General features: G+C 69.1%; 12 protein-coding genes. 6 read left to right on the forward strand and 6 right to left on the reverse strand.

Features of this window, described 5'->3' with window-relative positions; translation table 11 throughout:
• Both ASD47_RS18730 and rhaT read left to right on the forward strand, forming a co-directional pair.
• A partial coding sequence (locus ASD47_RS18730) for an SDR family oxidoreductase (RefSeq protein WP_156402321.1) occupies positions 1-241 on the forward strand: 241 nt, incomplete at its 5' end.
• Positions 242-338: 97 nt separating this feature from the next.
• Positions 339-1,433 (forward strand): L-rhamnose/proton symporter RhaT, encoded by a 1,095-nt coding sequence (rhaT, locus tag ASD47_RS18735; protein WP_056759795.1) that lies wholly within the window; start codon positions 339-341, stop codon positions 1,431-1,433.
• Positions 1,434-1,499: 66 nt separating this feature from the next.
• Here rhaT and ASD47_RS18740 read toward each other — a convergent pair whose 3' ends face one another.
• From ASD47_RS18740 to ASD47_RS18750, 3 genes are all read right to left on the reverse strand, one after another.
• Positions 1,500-2,951: an amino acid permease gene (locus ASD47_RS18740; protein ID WP_056759796.1), complete on the reverse strand. Its 1,452-nt coding sequence runs from the start codon at positions 2,949-2,951 to the stop codon at positions 1,500-1,502.
• A gap of 67 nt (positions 2,952-3,018) precedes the next feature.
• The gene (locus ASD47_RS18745; RefSeq protein WP_056759797.1) at positions 3,019-4,227 is read right to left on the reverse strand and encodes a Xaa-Pro peptidase family protein; all 1,209 of its coding nucleotides are present in this window, start codon (positions 4,225-4,227) and stop codon (positions 3,019-3,021) included.
• A complete protein-coding gene (locus tag ASD47_RS18750; RefSeq protein ID WP_235525953.1) occupies positions 4,224-5,477 on the reverse strand; it encodes an FAD-binding oxidoreductase in 1,254 nt (417 codons plus the stop codon). The genes ASD47_RS18745 and ASD47_RS18750 overlap by 4 nt, the downstream gene beginning before the upstream one ends.
• 89 nt (positions 5,478-5,566) lie before the next feature.
• Here ASD47_RS18750 and ASD47_RS18755 point away from each other — a divergent pair, with 89 nt between their 5' ends.
• The 4 genes from ASD47_RS18755 to ASD47_RS18770 all read left to right on the forward strand — a co-directional run bounded on the left by ASD47_RS18755 (position 5,567) and on the right by ASD47_RS18770 (position 11,401).
• On the forward strand, positions 5,567-6,481 hold the full coding sequence (locus ASD47_RS18755; protein ID WP_200945276.1) for a dihydrodipicolinate synthase family protein: 915 nt from the start codon (positions 5,567-5,569) through the stop codon (positions 6,479-6,481).
• A gap of 32 nt (positions 6,482-6,513) precedes the next feature.
• Positions 6,514-7,512, forward strand: a complete 999-nt coding sequence (locus ASD47_RS18760; RefSeq protein ID WP_056759800.1) for a 4-hydroxyproline epimerase — start codon at positions 6,514-6,516, stop codon at positions 7,510-7,512.
• Between the two features lie 82 nt (positions 7,513-7,594).
• Positions 7,595-8,236, forward strand: coding sequence for a GntR family transcriptional regulator (locus tag ASD47_RS18765; RefSeq protein WP_056759801.1), 642 nt, complete (start codon positions 7,595-7,597; stop codon positions 8,234-8,236).
• A 459-nt stretch (positions 8,237-8,695) separates the two neighbouring features.
• Positions 8,696-11,401, forward strand: a complete 2,706-nt coding sequence (locus tag ASD47_RS18770) for a TonB-dependent receptor (RefSeq protein ID WP_156402322.1) — start codon at positions 8,696-8,698, stop codon at positions 11,399-11,401.
• A 148-nt stretch (positions 11,402-11,549) separates the two neighbouring features.
• Here the strand turns inward: ASD47_RS18770 and ASD47_RS18775 are convergent, their stop codons facing one another.
• Genes ASD47_RS18775 through ASD47_RS18785 form a run of 3 tightly spaced genes read right to left on the reverse strand, consistent with a single transcriptional unit; the run spans position 11,550 to position 16,473 of the window.
• Positions 11,550-13,067, reverse strand: coding sequence for a glycoside hydrolase family 27 protein (locus ASD47_RS18775; RefSeq protein WP_056759807.1), 1,518 nt, complete (start codon positions 13,065-13,067; stop codon positions 11,550-11,552).
• A gap of 54 nt (positions 13,068-13,121) precedes the next feature.
• Complete coding sequence (locus tag ASD47_RS18780) at positions 13,122-14,696, reverse strand: family 43 glycosylhydrolase (RefSeq protein ID WP_056759809.1); 1,575 nt, start codon at positions 14,694-14,696, stop codon at positions 13,122-13,124.
• Positions 14,686-16,473 carry a DUF885 family protein gene (locus tag ASD47_RS18785; protein ID WP_056759811.1) on the reverse strand — a complete coding sequence of 596 codons (1,788 nt, stop codon included), beginning with the start codon at positions 16,471-16,473 and terminating at the stop codon, positions 14,686-14,688. The genes ASD47_RS18780 and ASD47_RS18785 overlap by 11 nt, the downstream gene beginning before the upstream one ends.
• Between the last annotated feature and the right edge of the window lies 1 nt (position 16,474).

Below are 16,474 nucleotides of genomic sequence, written 5' to 3' on the forward strand. Positions count from 1 at the left end.
GGCCAAGGAACTGGCCACCCAGGGCGTGATCGCCAACAGCCTGACCCCGGCCACCTTCGAAAGCCCGATCCTGGAGCAGCTGCCCCCCAGCCAGGTCGCGTACATGAAGGGCAAGATCCCCATGGGCCGCCTCGGCGAGGTGCATGAAAGCGCCGCCATGGTCTGCTTCATGGCGTCCGAGGAATGCAGCTTCACCACCGGCGCCACCTTCGACACCTCCGGCGGCCGCACCACGTTCTGACCGGTCGCGACCTGGAAGACCAGGCGATCCAAAAGGGAGACGACACCATGGGCGATCAGCCGATCCGCCGGACGCGAACCGCGAAGGGATCCCGCGCATGACCCCCAATCCCCTGCTCGGCGTCCTCTTCCACTGGTTGGGCGGCCTGTCGTCGGCCAGCTTCTACGTGCCCTATCGCGGCGTGCGCCGCTGGTCGTGGGAGATCTTCTGGCTGACGGGCGGGATCTTCTCCTGGCTGCTGGCGCCCTGGCTGTTCGCCTCCCTACAGACCGAAAACCTGATGGGCGTGATGGCCCAGGTTCCGCCCAAGGTCGCGGGCCTGTGCATCCTGTTCGGCGTGCTCTGGGGCTTCGGCGGCCTGACCTACGGCCTGACCATGCGCTATCTGGGCCTGTCGCTGGGCATGGCCGTGGTGCTGGGCCTGTGCACGGTGTTCGGCACCCTGATCCCGCCGCTGGTCCAGGGCGACTTCGCCGACAAGCTCCTGGCCACCGCCTCGGGCCGGATCATCCTGCTGGGCCTGATCGTCACCCTGGCCGGCATCGTCGTCGTGGCCTGGGCCGGCGCCAAGAAGGACGGCGACCTGTCGCCGGAGCAGAAGAAGAAGGCCGTCGCCGAGTTCGACTTCAAGAAGGGCATCGCCGTGGCGGTGTTCTCGGGGATCATGTCGGCCTGTTTCGCCTTCGGCCTGTCGGCCGGCGAGCCGGTCAAGGCGCTGTCGGCCGCGGCCGGCACCGGCCCGCTGTGGACCGGCCTGCCGACCCTGTGCCTGGTGATGTTCGGCGGCCTGATCACCAACGGCCTGTGGTGCGCCTGGCTGATCTTCAAGAACCGCAGCGCCGGCCAGTGGCTGGGCGCCGTCAGCCCGGTGGAGGCGGCCGACAAGCCGCAGACCGCGGCCCTGAAGCGCTCGCCCCTGCTGACTAACTACCTGCTGTGCGCGGTGGCCGGCACCGCCTGGTACTTCCAGTTCTTCTTCTACACGATGGGCGAGAGCCAGATGGGCCGGTTCGGCTTCTCCAGCTGGACCCTGCACATGGCCTCGATCATCATCTTCGGCACCCTGTGGGGCTTCGCCTTCCGCGAATGGAAGGACGCCCGGCCCAAGGTCAAGGCCATGGTCTGGACCGGCGTCGCCCTGCTGGTCGGGGCGACCGTGATCATCGGCTACGGCAACCAGCTGGCCGCCTGAGCTTAACGGATCGAAGACGACCGGCCCGCGCCTCCAGGCGCGGGCCGGTTTCGTTTCACGCAGCCGTCAGTCGACGATCGCGCTGGCCTCGCGCACCGCGGGCGCGTCGACGCCGCGGGCCAGCAGGCTGGTGCGGCGGCTATAGGCCAGATAGACGACCAGGCCGACGATGTTCCAGATCACGAACCGGATCAGGGTCGCGGACGGCAGGCTGATCATGAAATAGAGGCAGCCGACCACCGCCAGCGGCCCGACGATCCAGGCCGCCGGGCAACGGAACAGCCGCGGCAGGTCCGGTCGGCGCACGCGCAGCACCATCAGGCACACCGCCACGCAGATGAAGGCCAGCAGCGTGCCGGCGTTGGACAGTTCGGCGATCTGGTCCAGCGGCAGGAACCCGCCGACCGCCGCCACGACGGCGCCGGTGATCAAGGTCAGGGTGACGGGCGCGCCGCTCTTGGGGTGCAGCCGGCCCATGCCGCGCGGCAGCAGGCCGTCGCGCGCCATGACGAAGAACACCCGGGTCTGGCCGAACATCATCACCAGGATGACGCTGGGCAGGGCGATGATGGCCGCGGCGGCGATGCCGAAGGCGGCGGCGGGATGGCCCAGGCCGCGCAGGATGAAGGCCAGCGGCTCGCTCGACCGCGCGAACTCGGCATAGGGCCAGGCCCCGACCGCGCAGGCGGCGACCAGCATGTAGATCGCCGTGCAGATCACCATCGAGCCGATGATGCCGATGGTCAGGTCGCGCTTGGGGTTCTTGACCTCCTCGGCCGAGGTCGAGACCGCGTCGAAGCCGAAGAAGGCGAAGAACACGATGGCGGCGGCGGCCATCACGCCGCGCGGATGCCCCGCCTCGGTGTGGGCGGCGAAGCCGTAGGGCATGAACGGCGTGAAGTTGTGCGCCTTGATCACCGTGAAGGTCAGGCCGACGAACACCGCCAGGGCGACGATCTTGATCACCACCAGGCCGATGTTGAGCGTGGCGCTCTCGCGCGCGCCCTTGGCCAGCAGGGCGGTCACGGCGACGGTGATCAGCACGGCCGGCAGGTTGATGATCCCGCCCGCGTGCGGTCCGGCCAGGATCTGCGGCGGCAGGTGGACGCCGACGCTTTGTAGCAGGCCGACCATGTAGCCCGACCAGCCGACGGCCACCGCGGCGCAGGTGACGGCGTATTCCAGCACCAGGCTCCAGCCGACGATCCAGGCCAGGCCCTCGCCCAGCACGGCATAGGCGTAGGTATAGGCGCTGCCGGCGGCCGGGATCAGGGTCGCGACCTCGGCATAGGCCAGGGCGGCGAACACGCACAGCACGCCGCAGGCGGCGAAGGCCAGGATCACCGCCGGGCCGGCCCGCTCGGCGCCGATGCCGGTCAAGGTGTAGATGCCCGTGCCAATGATGGCGCCGATGCCCAGGGCCAGCAGGTGCGGCCACGACAGGGTCGGCTTCAGCCGCCGGTCGGCCTCCACCGAGACGATCGCGTCGAGCGCCTTGCGGCGGGTCCAGAAGTTCATGCGATTACCCCCAGGGTGGTCTTTGACGGGCCGGAGACGACCGGCCGGGATGATGAGGAAACGGACCTCACGACGCACCGAACGGCGCGTCGATCGACGGCGAGGGCTCGGTGAACCAGGCCGCCCCGTCCTCGGTGACGTGGAAATGGTCCTCCAGCCGCACGCCGAAGCGATCGGGGATGACGATCATCGGCTCGTTGGAAAAGCACATGCCCGGCGCGAGGCGCGTCGTGTCGCCGCGCACCAGGTAGGGTCCCTCGTGGATCGAAAGGCCGATGCCGTGGCCGGTGCGATGGGGTAGGCCCGGCAGCACGTAGTCAGGGCCCAGGCCGTGGCGTTGCAGAACCTGGCGCGCGGTCTCGTCGATGACCTCGCAGGGCACGCCGGGCCGCACGGCGGCGAAGGCGGCGGCCTGGGCCTCGTGCTCGATGTCCCAGATCCGCCGGTGCTCGTCGCCCGGTTCGCCGAACACATAGGTGCGCGTGATGTCGGCGTTGTAGCCCTCGACCTGGCAGCCGGTGTCGATCAGCACCAGCTGGCCCTCCTCCAGCGCCTGGTCGCCGGGCAGGCCGTGCGGATAGGCGGTGGCCCGGCCAAACTGCACGGCGCAGAAGGTCGAGCCGCCGTCGGCGCCGGCGGCGCGATGGGCGGTGTCGATGAACCGCTTGACGGCGCTGGCGGCGATCCCCGGGACGAGGATCGCGGCGGCGCGGCGGTGGACGTCCAGGGTGATGGCCTTGGCGTAGCGCATCAGGGCCAGTTCGGCAGGCGACTTCAGGCCCCGGCAGCCGTCGATCACCGGCGTGGCGTCGACGGCCCGCAGGGATGGCGCGGCCTTGTCCAGGGCGCTGAACAGCGAGAACGGCGCGGCCGGGTCCAGCGCCAGGACGTCGGCGCCGATTTCAGCCAGCGCCCGGGCCGTCAGGGCGGCGGGGCTGTCGTGCTCCTGCCAAAGCCGGATGTCGGCCTCGATCTTCAGGTCGGCTTGCAGCGACCCCAGCTCGAAAGCCGGGCAGATCATGATCGGCCGTCCCTTGCGCGGCAGCAGCAGGGCCACCAGCCGCTCGGTCGCGCCCCAGGGCACGCCGGTGAAGTAGCGCAGGCTGGCTCCGGCCCCGACCAGCAAGGCGTCGCCGCCCAACGCGGCCGTCAACGCCCGCGCCCGTTCCAGCCTCGCCTGGTATTCGGCGGCGGCGATGGCCGGCGGCCGTCCGGGGCGAGGCGACAAGCCCGCCAGCTGCAGGTCCATGGTCGAGCCGCCGACGCCCAGGGTCATGCCGCGTTCCTCTTGCGTAGGTCGCGCCCTCGTGCGAACCGGTCCAGGTCAAAGGGGGTCAGGTCGACCGCCGGAGTCGCGCCGCCCATCAGGGCCGCGACCAGTTCCCCGGTCACCGCCGCCAGGGTCAGGCCCAGATGCTGGTGACCGAAGGCGTAGTAAAGGTTGTCGGCCCGCCGGCTGAGGCCGATGGCGGGAAGATAGTCAGGCAAGGTCGGCCGGGCGCCCATCCATTCGGCGACCGGGCCCTCCATCCGCACGCCCAGCTCGGCAAGGTGACGACGCAGGCGCGCCCACTTGCGGGGATCGGGGGGCGAGGATTCGCGGCTGAACTCCACGAAGCTGGCGGCCCGCAGCCGGTCGCCGAACCGGGTAAGGATCAGCGAACGGTCCTCGAACACCACCGGCGGCAGGTCGCCCCAATGGTCCGCCCCGCCTTCCAGATGATAGCCGCGCTCGGCGATCACCGGGGCGACATGGCCCAGGTCGCGCAGCAAGGCGCCCGATCCCACGCCGCCGGCGACCAGCACCCGCTCCGGCGTCAGCCGCTGGCCGTCCTCGAGCAGCACCTCGATCCGGCGGCCGACCACGCTCAGCTGCACGGCGCGACCGGTCCGGCGCTGACCGCCCAAGGCCGTGAACGCGTCGTCCAGCAAGCCCAGGACCAGGGCGGGATCGCGCACCTGGCCCGTATTCTCGAACTGCGCGCCGCCGGCGACGGGCGCTGCGATCCATTGTCGCACCTGCCGCGCCAGCGGGTCGGACAGGGGGCTGACCCGCGCCTGGTCGATATCGGCGACGCGCCAGGCCTCAAGGCCCGCGCGCGCGGTCTCCGGGCTTTCCCAGACGACGAGGTGGCCGCGTTCAACCAGCAGATCCGGACGGTCCAGGCTGGCGGTCAGGCGACGCCAGGCCGGCAGGGCTTCTTGCAGCAGGCTCTTCAGCGCCTGCCTGCCGTGAGCGGCGCCCGCCGGGGTGGAGGCCTGGACGAAACGCGCCGCCCAGGGGCCCCAGGCGGCGATGTCGGCCAGGCGAAAATCCAGGGGGCCGCCCAGCGGGAACAGCCGCCCGAACGCCGAGGCCAGGGCGGCGGGCGACGCCAGGGGTTCGACCTGCTCCACCGCGATATGGCCGGCGTTGCCATAGGAGGCCGGGCGGGACGGGTCTTGCGGATCGAGCGCCAGCACGGTCTCGCCGGCCCGGCGCAGGGCCAAGGCGCAGGCCTTGCCGACCACGCCGCCGCCAATCACCAATGTTCCGGCCGCCTGTCCCACCTGGGCTTTACCTCTGCATCGCCATTTCGTATACCGTAGACGAAGCAGTTAGAGGTGCAAGCCGTATGAGCTCCATGAATTGGTCGGGCGTGTTCCCGGCCGCCACGACCCAGTTCAAGACCGACCTGTCGATCGACATCGACGCCAGCCAGCAGGTGCTCGACGCCCTGGTCCGCGACGGCGTGCACGGCCTGGTGGTCCTGGGCACCTGCGGCGAGAACAATTCGCTCGAAGCCGACGAGAAGCGCCAGGTGCTGCAGGCCGCCGTCGAGGTGGTGGCCGGCCGGGTCCCGATCATCGTCGGCGTCTCGGAGCTGACGACCGCGCGCGCCGCCGCCTTCGCCAAGGACGCCCAATCGCTGGGCGCCGATGCGCTGATGGTCCTGCCCGCCATGGTCTATGTCCCCACCGAGGCCGAACTCGAGGCCCACTTCCGCACCGTCGCCCAGGCCTCCGCCCTGCCGATCATGCTCTACAACAATCCGCCCGCCTATCGCGCCGCGATCACCCTGGACGTGCTGGCCGGCCTGGCCAGCGAGCCGACCATCGTGGCCGTCAAGGAGAGCGCGCCCGACACCCGCCGCTTCACCGACCTGGCGCGCGCCTTCGGCGACCGCTTCATCTTGATGGCCGGCCTCGACGACGTCGCCCTGGAAGGCCTGCTGATGGGCGCCCGCGGCTGGGTCTCGGGCCTGACCAGCGCCTTCCCGCAGGAATCGGTGGCCCTGGTCGCCGCCGTCGATCGCGGCGACCTGGAAGAAGCCCGCAGCATCTATCGCTGGTTCATGCCGCTGCTGCACCTGGACGCCGAACACGACCTGGTGCAGTCGATCAAGCTGGCCGAGCAGATCATGGGCCGTGGATCTGAGCGGGTCCGCATGCCTCGCCTGCCCCTGGCCGGCGCCCGTCGCGCCCAGGTGATCGCCATGGTCGAGGAGGCCGCCGCCAGCCGGCCGCTCCTGACCCAGGCGGCCGCCTAGGCCCTTCAAAGTCGAAGCGTAAGAGGAAGTCCATGCGTCACACGTTCTTCTGCATCGACGGCCACACGGCGGGCAATCCGGTCCGCCTGGCGGCCGGCGGCGCCCCGCTGTTGCGGGGCGACACGATGAGCGCGCGGCGGCAGGACTTCCTCGCCCGCTTCGACTGGATCCGCACCGGCCTGATGTTCGAGCCGCGCGGCCACGACATGATGTCGGGCGGCTTCCTCTATCCGCCGACCCAGCCCGACTGCGACGCCGGCATCCTGTTCATCGAGACCAGCGGCTGCCTGCCGATGTGCGGCCACGGCACGATCGGCATCGTCACCTTCGCCATCGAGAACGGCCTGATCACCCCGCGCGAGCCGGGTAAGCTGCGGCTGGAGGTGCCGGCCGGCGTCATCGACATCGCCTACGAGACGGCAGGCGACCGGGTCACGGCGGTGAAGATCCGCAACGTCCCGGCCTATCTGGCCGAGGAAGGGGTGGCGATCGACGTGCCGGGCTTCGGCCCGCTGACCATAGACGTGGCCTATGGCGGCAACTTCTACGCCATCATCGAACCGCAGGGCGCCTATACGGGCATCGACGCCCTGGGCGCGGCCGAGATCCTGCGCCTCAGCCCGATCGTCCGGACCCTGGTCCGCGACAAGGTCGAGCCGGTCCATCCGCTGGACCCGACCATCCGCGGCGTCAGCCACGTGCTGTGGGCGGACGCGCCCCGAGCCCCGGACGCCGACGGCCGCAACGCGGTGTTCTACGGCGATCGGGCCATCGACCGCAGCCCCTGCGGCACCGGCACCTCGGCCCGACTGGCCCACCTGGCGGCCAAGGGGCGGCTGAAGGTGGGCGACGCCTTCGTGCACGAGAGCATCATCGGCAGCCGCTTCATCGGCCGGGTCGAGGAACGGGTGGAACTGGGCGGGCGGGACGCGATCATCCCGTCGATCCAGGGATCGGCCATCGCCACCGGCCACAACATCCTCTGGATCGACCGCGCCGACCCGTTCTGGGCGGGCTTCCAGGTGATCTAGACTCCCGCCGACCCGCCGCGTCTAGTATACGATAGGGCTCACACCGCACGGGGGCGGTCGCCAAGAGGTTCAGCCTGCGCCAATGAACATCGTCGTCCGCACGCTGTCCGACCAGACCTATGAGATCGTCCGCCGCCGCATCCTGGTCGGGGCGATGCAGCCCGGAACCGCCGTACGCCAGGACGTCATCGCCGCGGAGCTGGGCGTCAGCAAGATCCCGCTGCGCGAGGCCCTGGGCCGCCTGGAACAGGACGGCCTGCTCAGCTCCTATCCCAATCGCGGCTATGTCGTCCGCGACCTGTCGACCGACGAGGCCAGCGAGGTCTTCGCCCTGCGCCTGAAGCTCGAGCCCGGCGCGGTCGCCGAGGCTTGCCTGCGCGCCACCCCGGCCGACCACGTCGCCGCCGAGAAGGCGCTCTCGGCGCTCGAAGCCGAGCTGGCCAAGCCCGACGGCGATCATGTCAGCTTCAACCGCGCCTTCCACCTGGCGCTGGTGCGCCCCGGGGGCCACATCACCTTCCAGCTGATGGAGCGGCTGCAGATCCTGGCCGAGCGCTATGTGCGGGTGCACCTGGAGCCCCTGGGCCGCGACGAGCGGGCCAGCCAGGAGCATCGCGAGATCCTGGCCGCCTGGATCCAAGGCGACGCGGCGACCGTCGAATCCCTGACGGTCAACCACATCCTCGGCACGCTGTCGGACCTCAAGCAGCAACTGTCGGCCTGACGACCCGCAAATCGCTGATTTCGGACGGTGACCCGATGATTTTCGGGGCGTCGACGCGCGCCGTCCTTCCGGTGAGGATCTCAAGGAGCGTCGCGCCGCCTAAATTGTCCGAGTTATCATGCAGATAACGTCGATCTCTTTTTTGGGGCGAGCGCAAGGAAAGGCATTTTTCTTCCGCCTCTGATCGGATTTAGTCGCGCTGAAACCTCCTCAGAAATGACACCTTCCAGCTGAGCCGGGGCGTTCGGCGCCCCTCGCGCGCGCTCCAAAATCCACGGAAAACTTTATAAAAACAATCTATTGACTGGACTCTGGGTTGGCGGCCCGGATTTGCGGCAGGACCGGAACGCGATGCGGCATTTGTCAGATCGTCGAATGTATATTGTATAATTTTTTTGACGCGGCCTCGCGGATATGTCCAATTTGCGACCTGGTAATTGTCAGGGGAGAGGACAGTCCATGAGCAGCAGGCACGCCATGATGGCGGCGACGGCCCTAATCGCGATCACTCTGTGTTCGCCGGCCGTCGCACAGGACATCAAGTCGATCGACGCGCAGGCCAACGCCACCGCCGCCGACGACGCCAAGACCGACGATGCGACCCTGGTCGACACCGTCATCGTCAAGGGCATCCGGGGCAGCCTGGACGCGGCGACCAAGCGAAAGAAGAACTCGGCCCAGATCGTCGAATCCATCGAGTCCGAGGACGTGGGCAAGCTGCCCGACAACAACGTTCCCGAAGCGCTGTCGCGCGTCACCGGCGTCCAGATCGAGCGCATCCACGGCGAAGGCACGAACATCACCATCCGCGGGATGCAGGGCGTCTCGACGACCATCAACGGCAACGACAACAGCGTCGGCGACAGCCGTTCCGCCAACCTGGCCGACATCCCCGCCGAACTGCTGAAGTCCGTCCAGGTCTACAAGACCCGCACGGCCGACCAGGTCGAAGGCGGCATCGCCGGCACGGTCAATGTCGAGCTGCGCCGCCCGCTGGACCTGAGGAACGGCCTGACGGTCGCCGGCAGCATCAAGAACGTCTACGGCAGCACCGGCGACACCAAGAGCCCCTATGCCAGCCTGCTGGTCGGCGACCGGTTCGACACCGGGATCGGCGAGATGGGCTTCCTGATCAACGGCTCCTACACCAAGAACAACTACGAGGAAGACTTCGTCGAGAGCGAGTCCCCCAATACGTTCTTCGACAACACCCCTTCGCAAGCCTCACTGCCCGCCAACCAGAAGAACATCATCGCGCCCTACGCGGTGAACTACGGCGTCGAGCAAGGCGCGATCACCCGTCCCTCCATCAACCTGGTGGGCCAATGGCGCGCCAACGAGCATCTCGATTTCGTCGTCGAGGGGTCCTATTTCGGCAGCAAGGAAAAGCGCGGGCGCGACCGCCTGCACGTCACCACCCGCGACCCCAACAGCGCGGTCTCGAACGTGGTCCTGGCCGAGGACGGCCGCACCGTGCGGTCCCTGACCCTCAGTCGTCCCGAGGGCGTCGACGCCAGCGCCCAGTCCTATTACGAGAAGGTCGACTCCGACAACTTCACGACCAACGCCGAGGCGCACTGGCGCGGCGACCGCCTGCAGGTCGACGGCTCGGCCCAATATAACTGGAGCAAGACCAGCTATTACGGCGTCCTGAGCCTGGCGCACCTGCTGGACGCGAGCGGCAAGCCCGCCGCCACGGTCAATGTGGACTTCAACTCCAGCAACATCCCGGGGCGCGGCCCCTACATCACCTTCCCGACCAGCGACCTGGCGAAGGTCGAAAACTACCAGATCTTCCAGCTTCACGACGAACAGGCCATCGCCAAGAACCACGAATTCGTGCTCAAGGCCGACGCCACCTACCGCCTCAGCGACGACAAGTTCTTCCGCAGCATCGGCTTCGGCGTTCGCTATTCCGACCGTCACCTGACCCGCGACTACGGCTATCGCGACGCCTTCCCGACGATCGCCCTGAACAGTTTCCCAGGCGGCGTCGGCGTAACGACCAGCCAGTTGGCCGTCACCGGCTTCTCCCCCACCTGGTACCATCTGTCGGGCCCCGACCTGATGGACAGGCACGACGCCCTGCTCACCGCCGCCGGCTGGACGACGGAACGGCCGCCCAACGATCTTGGCCAGACCTATGTCGAGGACGAACAGAGCCTGGCCGGCTACGGCAACCTGAACTACGCGATCAAGAGCCGCTTCCCGATCGACGGCGTGGCCGGCGTGCGCGTGGTCCGGACCAAGGGCCACAACGTCAGCACCCGGTTCGATCTGGACAAGGACTGGAACGCGGTCATCACCCCGACCGAAGGCGGCGGCGACTATGTCGACGTGCTGCCCAGCCTCAACGCCGTGGTCCACTTCTCGTCGAAGTTCCAGTTGCGCCTAGCCTACACCTACAACGTCCAGCGTCCCAACTTCCTGGACATGTCGTCCTGGCGGACGATCCAGGCCAACAACCAGATCATCTATTCCGGCAACCCGGACCTGAAGCCCAATCGCTCCGAGAACTACGACGCCTCGCTGGAATACTACTTCGGGCGCGGCGGCATCGTCTCGCTGGGCGCGTTCCTGAAGAAGCCCGACGGCTATATCTACTACAGCGGCGGTGGCCAGGAGACGATCAATGGCGTCGTGTACCAGGTCTACACCAGCCGCAACGCCGGACCTGGCGAGTTCCAGGGCTACGAGTTCAACACCTCGGGCTTCTTCGACTTCCTGCCCGGCAAGCTGCACAACTTCGGCGCCAGCGCCAACTTCACCTACATGGCGAAGTACAACATCAACTTCCCGTTCGAGGGCGACCAGCGCCTAATCCCGGGCGTGTTCGACGCCGACAGCACCTCGAAGTACACCTACAATCTGGCGCTCTACTACGACACCCCGCAGTTCAGCGCGCGGGTCGCCTATAACTACCGCGCCCGCTACAAGGTGAATGTCTACCAGGATAACCCCGAATACTCGCCCTACAACGACGCCACCTCGCGGCTTGACGCGGCGGTGAACTGGACGCCGATCAAGCAGCTGACCCTCAGCGTCGAGGGCACCAACCTGACCAAGGAAAACAACAACGTCTACTGGGGGCAGGACCGCATGCTGCCGCTGGGCGTTCGCGTCCAGGCCCGCACCCTGCAGGTCAGCGCCCGCTTCCGCTACTGATCCCTTTCACCGCATCGCCGCCTCAGGGCGGCGCCCCTCCCCCCCTTGGGCTGGCTTGTCGCCAGCCCATTTTTTGACCGGTCCACGGAGGCGGCGCGGCCGTCCTCGTCCTTCGACAAGCTCGGGAGGAGGAGGGGCTCAAGCGCCCTCAGCCCTGCCCGCCGGTCACCCGCAGCATGACGACCCCATGGGCGGGGGCCTGGAAGTCCTGCGATCCAACCGGCAGGTCGGCGCCGCGCCAGAGGTCCCTCACGGCGGTCAGCCCGCTCTTCCCCGCGTCGCTGGGCAGCAGCGTCATCGTCGCCGCCGCCTCGCCCCGGTTGAACAGGGCCACCGCCACCGCGCCGTCGGCCAGCGGCTTGGTCCAGACCTCGGTCGTCCCGTCGCGCCGAACCGCCTTGCCCTGGACGCCCAGGGCGTCCTGGTCCACGGCGATCACCTCGCGGTTCTCGAGCATCTTCAGCACCTCGGGGCTGCTCTGGCGCAGGTCGTGCCCCATCATCAGCGGCGCGGCCGACATCGCCCACAGGGTCATGTGGGTGGCGTACTCGTCATGGCTCATGCCGCCGTTGCCGATCTCCAGCATGTCCGGGTCGTTCCAGCCGCCGGGGCCGGCGTGCTCGGCGCGGCCGTTCTTGTCGAAGCCGATCCTGGCCATGGTCGCATAGTCATCGGTGATGTCGCCGGTCGTGCGCCACAGGTGACCGCCGACCTTGCGCCCCCACGCCCCGACCTCGAAGCGGCCGTACTCGCACAGCGAATAGACGATCGGCCGCCCGGTCGCCCGCAACGCCGCGCCCATCTCGTAATAGGTGCGCTGGACCTTGTCGGCGTCGTCATAGAACCATTCGCCCGAACACAGGTCGTACTTCAGATAGTCGACGCCCCAGTCGGCGAAGGTCTTGGCGTCCTGCTGGACGTGGCCGTAGCTGCCCTCATAGCCCGCACAGGTCCTGGGCCCCGGCGCGCTGTAGAGACCGAACTTCAGCCCGCGGGCGTGGACGTAGTCGGCCAGGCCCTTCATGTCCGGGAACTTCTCGTTCGGCCGGATCGCGCCGTCCGGCCCGCGGGTCCCCTGCCAGCCGTCGTCGATGTTGACATAGACGTAGCCGGCGTCGCGCAGGCCGGTGGCGACCAGGGCGTCGGCCATGGCGCGCACGGTCTTGTCGTCGATCTTCTCGGCGAACTTGTTCCAGCTGCTCCAGCCCATCGGCGGCGTCCGCGCCAGGCCGTCGGGCGCCAGGGTTCCCATCGGCGGCAAGGCGGTGGTCTTGAAGGCGCGGGCGCGGGCGTCCTTGGCGGTCCCGTGGCGGCCGGACTGCTCGACATGGGCGTACCAGATGTCGCCCGACAGCTTCAGGGTCTGGCCGCTCAGCACCGCCGTCCATTGACGGGTGGCGTGGTCCTTGTCGTTGAGATTGCGCAGCTCGAAGGTCGCCTTGCCGCCCTGGACCACCAGGTTGCGCATCTCCATCGGGCCGTACCAGGCCGTGGTGACGACGCCGCGGGGCTTGCCGCCCTCGCTGGACAGCTGGACCATGGTCACGCCCGGATAGGACGGCGCGTCGTCGAACAGCCAGACGCCGTCCAGCGGCGTCGCCGCCCGCGCCGTCCCGGCGGCCAGGACCGTGATCCCCAGTGAAAGCGTCATCAGGCCGCGAAGCATGGCGTTCTCCGTTCCATTTCAAGGCGCGCGCCCGAGCCGGGCGTTGGTCGAGGTCTAGGGCTGGGCGTCGCAGGCCGGGGCCGAGCCGCTGCCGGCGCGCGGCGCCTGGGCCGTCGGGGCCAGGACTTCCCACTCCTGTACGGCCAGGCCGGCATAGGTTCCCTGGGCGCCGGAAGCGTCGAACACCGCCCGGACGCACCGGGCGGTCACCGCCGCGAACCTGGAGGACTGGAAACCGTCGACGCCGGTCCCGAAGCCCTTGGGCTGGCGCACCGGCTTCCAGCCGCCGTCCCAATATTCCATCCGCCAGGCCTTCGGCGGGGCGACGCCCACGCCCGCCCCGGCCGGCTGGTCGGCCCAGAACCGGATGCGGGCGCCGTTCAGGGTCACCGGCCGGTCGAAACGGTACTCGATCCACTGGCTGGCGGGATTGTGCGGCGTCCAGCTGCCCCACAGGTCCGGCGGCAGAGGCGCGTCGCGGACGAGGCCGTCGTTCAGCGCCTTGATCCAGTACTGCACCGGCATGGGCGCGTTGGACGCCGTGGGCGTGGCCATCGCCGCGATGTTGCGGGTGGGCCCCGGCGGCGGCGCGGGACGGCGGGTGGGCGTGACCGGCAGGATGGCCGGCGGGCTGACGCTGTCGTCCCAGTCCATCCTGTCGATCGCCACGCTGCGGCGGAAGTGGCCGCCGCCCGCCGCGTCGGCCGTGTGGTAGGCCAGCCACCACTGGCCCCTGAACTCCACCGCGCCCGCGTGGGAGGTGGTCGAGGACACCGGCCGCAGGATCACCCCGCGATAGGTCCAGGGCCCGAGCGGCGACGGCGCGGTCCCGTAGGCGATGCAGGCGTGGTAGACGGCCGGCGTGCAATCCGACCGCGGCCCGGCCCGGTTGCCGGCATAGAGCATGTAGTAGACGCCCTTGCGCTTCATCAGCCACGGGGCCTCGAAGAAGCCGTCCAGGCTGTCGACCTTCACCTCCGGCCCCTTGGGCGTGACCATGTCGGCCGCCAGCTCGATGCCGCGCAGTTGGCCGAACGTGCCCCAGTAGAGGTAGACCCGGCCGTCGTCGTCGACGATCGCCGTGGGATCGATGTTCTGGATGTCGTTGGCGACCGGCGTCGTCTGCGAGACGATCGGTCCGGCCGGGTGGGCGTCGGTCCAGGGTCCGGCGGGGCTGTCGGCCACGGCGACACCGATGGCGAACCGGTCCTTGGCGTCGCTCTTGGCCTGCAGGACCGGGGCGTAGAGGTAGAACTTGCCGTCGCGCCCCGGGACGATCTGGCCGGCATAGGCCCGCCCGGGCTCGGCCCAATGGAATACCGCCTCCGGCCGCGCGATCGCCGGGTAGTGCAGCCAGTCGCCCGACGCCGGATCGCGGGTCGAAAGCGCCTGCCATTCGTCCATGATGAAGTCGTTGACGTCGGCCGGCGCCTCGTCGCGGCCGGCCAGGATCCACAGGGTGTCGCCGACCACCACGGGAGCGGGGTCGGTCGAATAGTACCGGCCGTCCGCGAGGATCGGGTTGCCGGCGGCGTGCACGGCCACCGGCTGGGCGGCGGCCGGCGTCAGCGTCGCCAGGGCGCAGGCCAGGCCGGCGCTCCAGGCGACCGGGGCCAGGTCATTCCTCATCGGGATAGGGTCCCTTGCCGCCGTCGGCGATCAACTGGTCGACGCGGGCGTCGATCACCGGCAGCGGCACCGACCCCAGCTCCAGGACGGCGTCGTGGAAGGCGCGGATGTTGAACTTGGGACCCAGCGCCTGCTCGGCCCGCTTGCGCGCGTCGACGAAGGCCAGCATGCCCATGTAGTAGGACAGCGCCTGACCCGGCCAGGCGATGTAGCGGTCGACCTCGGTCTGGATCTCGTGGTCGGCCATGGCGGTGTTGTCGTGCAGGTACTGCTGGGCCCGCTCGCGGCTCCAGCCCTGGGTGTGGATGCCGGTGTCGACCACCAGCCGCGCCGCGCGCCACATCTGGTAGCTGAGCATGCCGAACCGGTCGTAGGGCGTCTCGTACAGGCCCATGTCCTCGCCCAGCGCCTCGGAATACAGCGCCCAGCCCTCGCCATAGGCCGACAGGTAAGTGTCGCGGCGATAGGCCGGCAAGTCCTTGTTCTCGGCCGCCAGCGGCATCTGGAAGGCGTGCCCCGGCGCGCTCTCGTGCAGGGTCAGGGCCATCAGCGAGTACAGCGGCCGGGACGGCAGGTTGTAGGTGTTGACCAGATAGATGCCCGGGCCGCCGCGGCCGCCGGTGTAGAAGGGCGCGATCTCGTCGGGCACCGGGCGGATGGCGAAGCGGCTGCGCGGCAGGTGGCCGAACCATTGCGAGGCCTTGCCGTCGAAGCTCTTGGCGTCCCAGGCCGCGCGGTCCAGCAGGTCCTGGGGCGTCTTGGCGTAGAAGCGCGGGTCGGTTCGCAGATAGGTCAGGAAGCCCGGGAGGTCGCCGTCGAACTTCACTTCCTTCATCACGTCCAGCATGCGACCGCGGATCTTGGCGACCTCGGCCAGGCCGATCTGGTGGATCTGGTCCGGCGTCAGGTCGGTGGTGGTGAACTCGCGGATCTTGGACTGGTAGTAGGCCTTGCCGTCGGGCAGGTCGTAGGCCGCGAGAGTCTTCCGCGCGCCGGGGATGTAGTCGTCCCGCAGGAAGGCCCGCAGGCGGGCGTGGGCGGGAACCACGGCCTGGGTGATCGCCTCGGCCGCCTCGCGGCGCAGCGCGGCCTGGACGGCCGGCGGGATGTTGGTTGGCAGGGTCTTGAACGGCGCGTAGAAGGGCGAGGCCTCGGGCGTGGCGGCGTCGGCCACCAGGGCCACGCCGGCGTCGCGCCCCTGCAAGGTCACCTGGGCCGGGGTGAAGCCGCGCGCCAGCCCGGCGCGCATGTTGACGATCTGCTGGTCGTAATAGCGCGGGATGTCGCGCATCATCGCGATGTAGCCGCGATAGTCCGCCTCGGTCCTGAAGCTGCCGCGCGCCGATTCCGCGACGTCGCCCCAGAAGCTGCTGTCGGCGTTCAGCGGTTTTTCGTATTCGCGGTACTGCTGCTCGGCCAGCAGGGCGTCGATCTGCCCCTTGTAGACGGCGTAGTTGACCTGGTTCTTCTTCGACAGCTTGGCGACCGGCAGGTCGGCCAGCTGCCGGGCCGCCGTGGTCCAGCGGGCCAGCCGCGCGGCCTGGATCGCCGGACCGACATCGGGGAGCTTGAAGGCGTCGGTCTTGGGGCCGTCTTCGCTGGGTCCGGTCTGGGCCAGGCGCCAGGCGTATTCCTCGCTGGAGATCGCCTCGAAGCGCTTGTCCGCCGAACCGGCCTGCGCGGCCGGCGGACCGGCCAGGGCCGTGGAAGCGACCAGCATCGGCGCGGTCGCCGCCACGCACGCGACCGTCGTATCGAAAAGCCCGGTTCGCCGCATC

Source organism: Caulobacter sp. Root1472 (assembly GCF_001426985.1).
Classification (GTDB): domain Bacteria; phylum Pseudomonadota; class Alphaproteobacteria; order Caulobacterales; family Caulobacteraceae; genus Caulobacter; species Caulobacter rhizosphaerae.

Bases quoted from the DNA above. Each gene is read 5' to 3' on its own strand.
- ASD47_RS18765 (WP_056759801.1), top strand. From the start codon at position 7,595: ATGAACATCGTCGTCCGCACGCTGTCCGACCAGACCTATGAGATCGTC.
- ASD47_RS18775 (WP_056759807.1), bottom strand. From the start codon at position 13,067: ATGCTTCGCGGCCTGATGACGCTTTCACTGGGGATCACGGTCCTGGCC.
- ASD47_RS18755 (WP_200945276.1), top strand. From the start codon at position 5,567: ATGAGCTCCATGAATTGGTCGGGCGTGTTCCCGGCCGCCACGACCCAG.
- ASD47_RS18770 (WP_156402322.1), top strand. From the start codon at position 8,696: ATGAGCAGCAGGCACGCCATGATGGCGGCGACGGCCCTAATCGCGATC.
- ASD47_RS18780 (WP_056759809.1), bottom strand. From the start codon at position 14,696: ATGAGGAATGACCTGGCCCCGGTCGCCTGGAGCGCCGGCCTGGCCTGC.
- ASD47_RS18760 (WP_056759800.1), top strand. From the start codon at position 6,514: ATGCGTCACACGTTCTTCTGCATCGACGGCCACACGGCGGGCAATCCG.
- ASD47_RS18745 (WP_056759797.1), bottom strand. From the start codon at position 4,227: ATGACCCTGGGCGTCGGCGGCTCGACCATGGACCTGCAGCTGGCGGGC.
- rhaT (WP_056759795.1), top strand. From the start codon at position 339: ATGACCCCCAATCCCCTGCTCGGCGTCCTCTTCCACTGGTTGGGCGGC.
- ASD47_RS18785 (WP_056759811.1), bottom strand. From the start codon at position 16,473: ATGCGGCGAACCGGGCTTTTCGATACGACGGTCGCGTGCGTGGCGGCG.
- ASD47_RS18740 (WP_056759796.1), bottom strand. From the start codon at position 2,951: ATGAACTTCTGGACCCGCCGCAAGGCGCTCGACGCGATCGTCTCGGTG.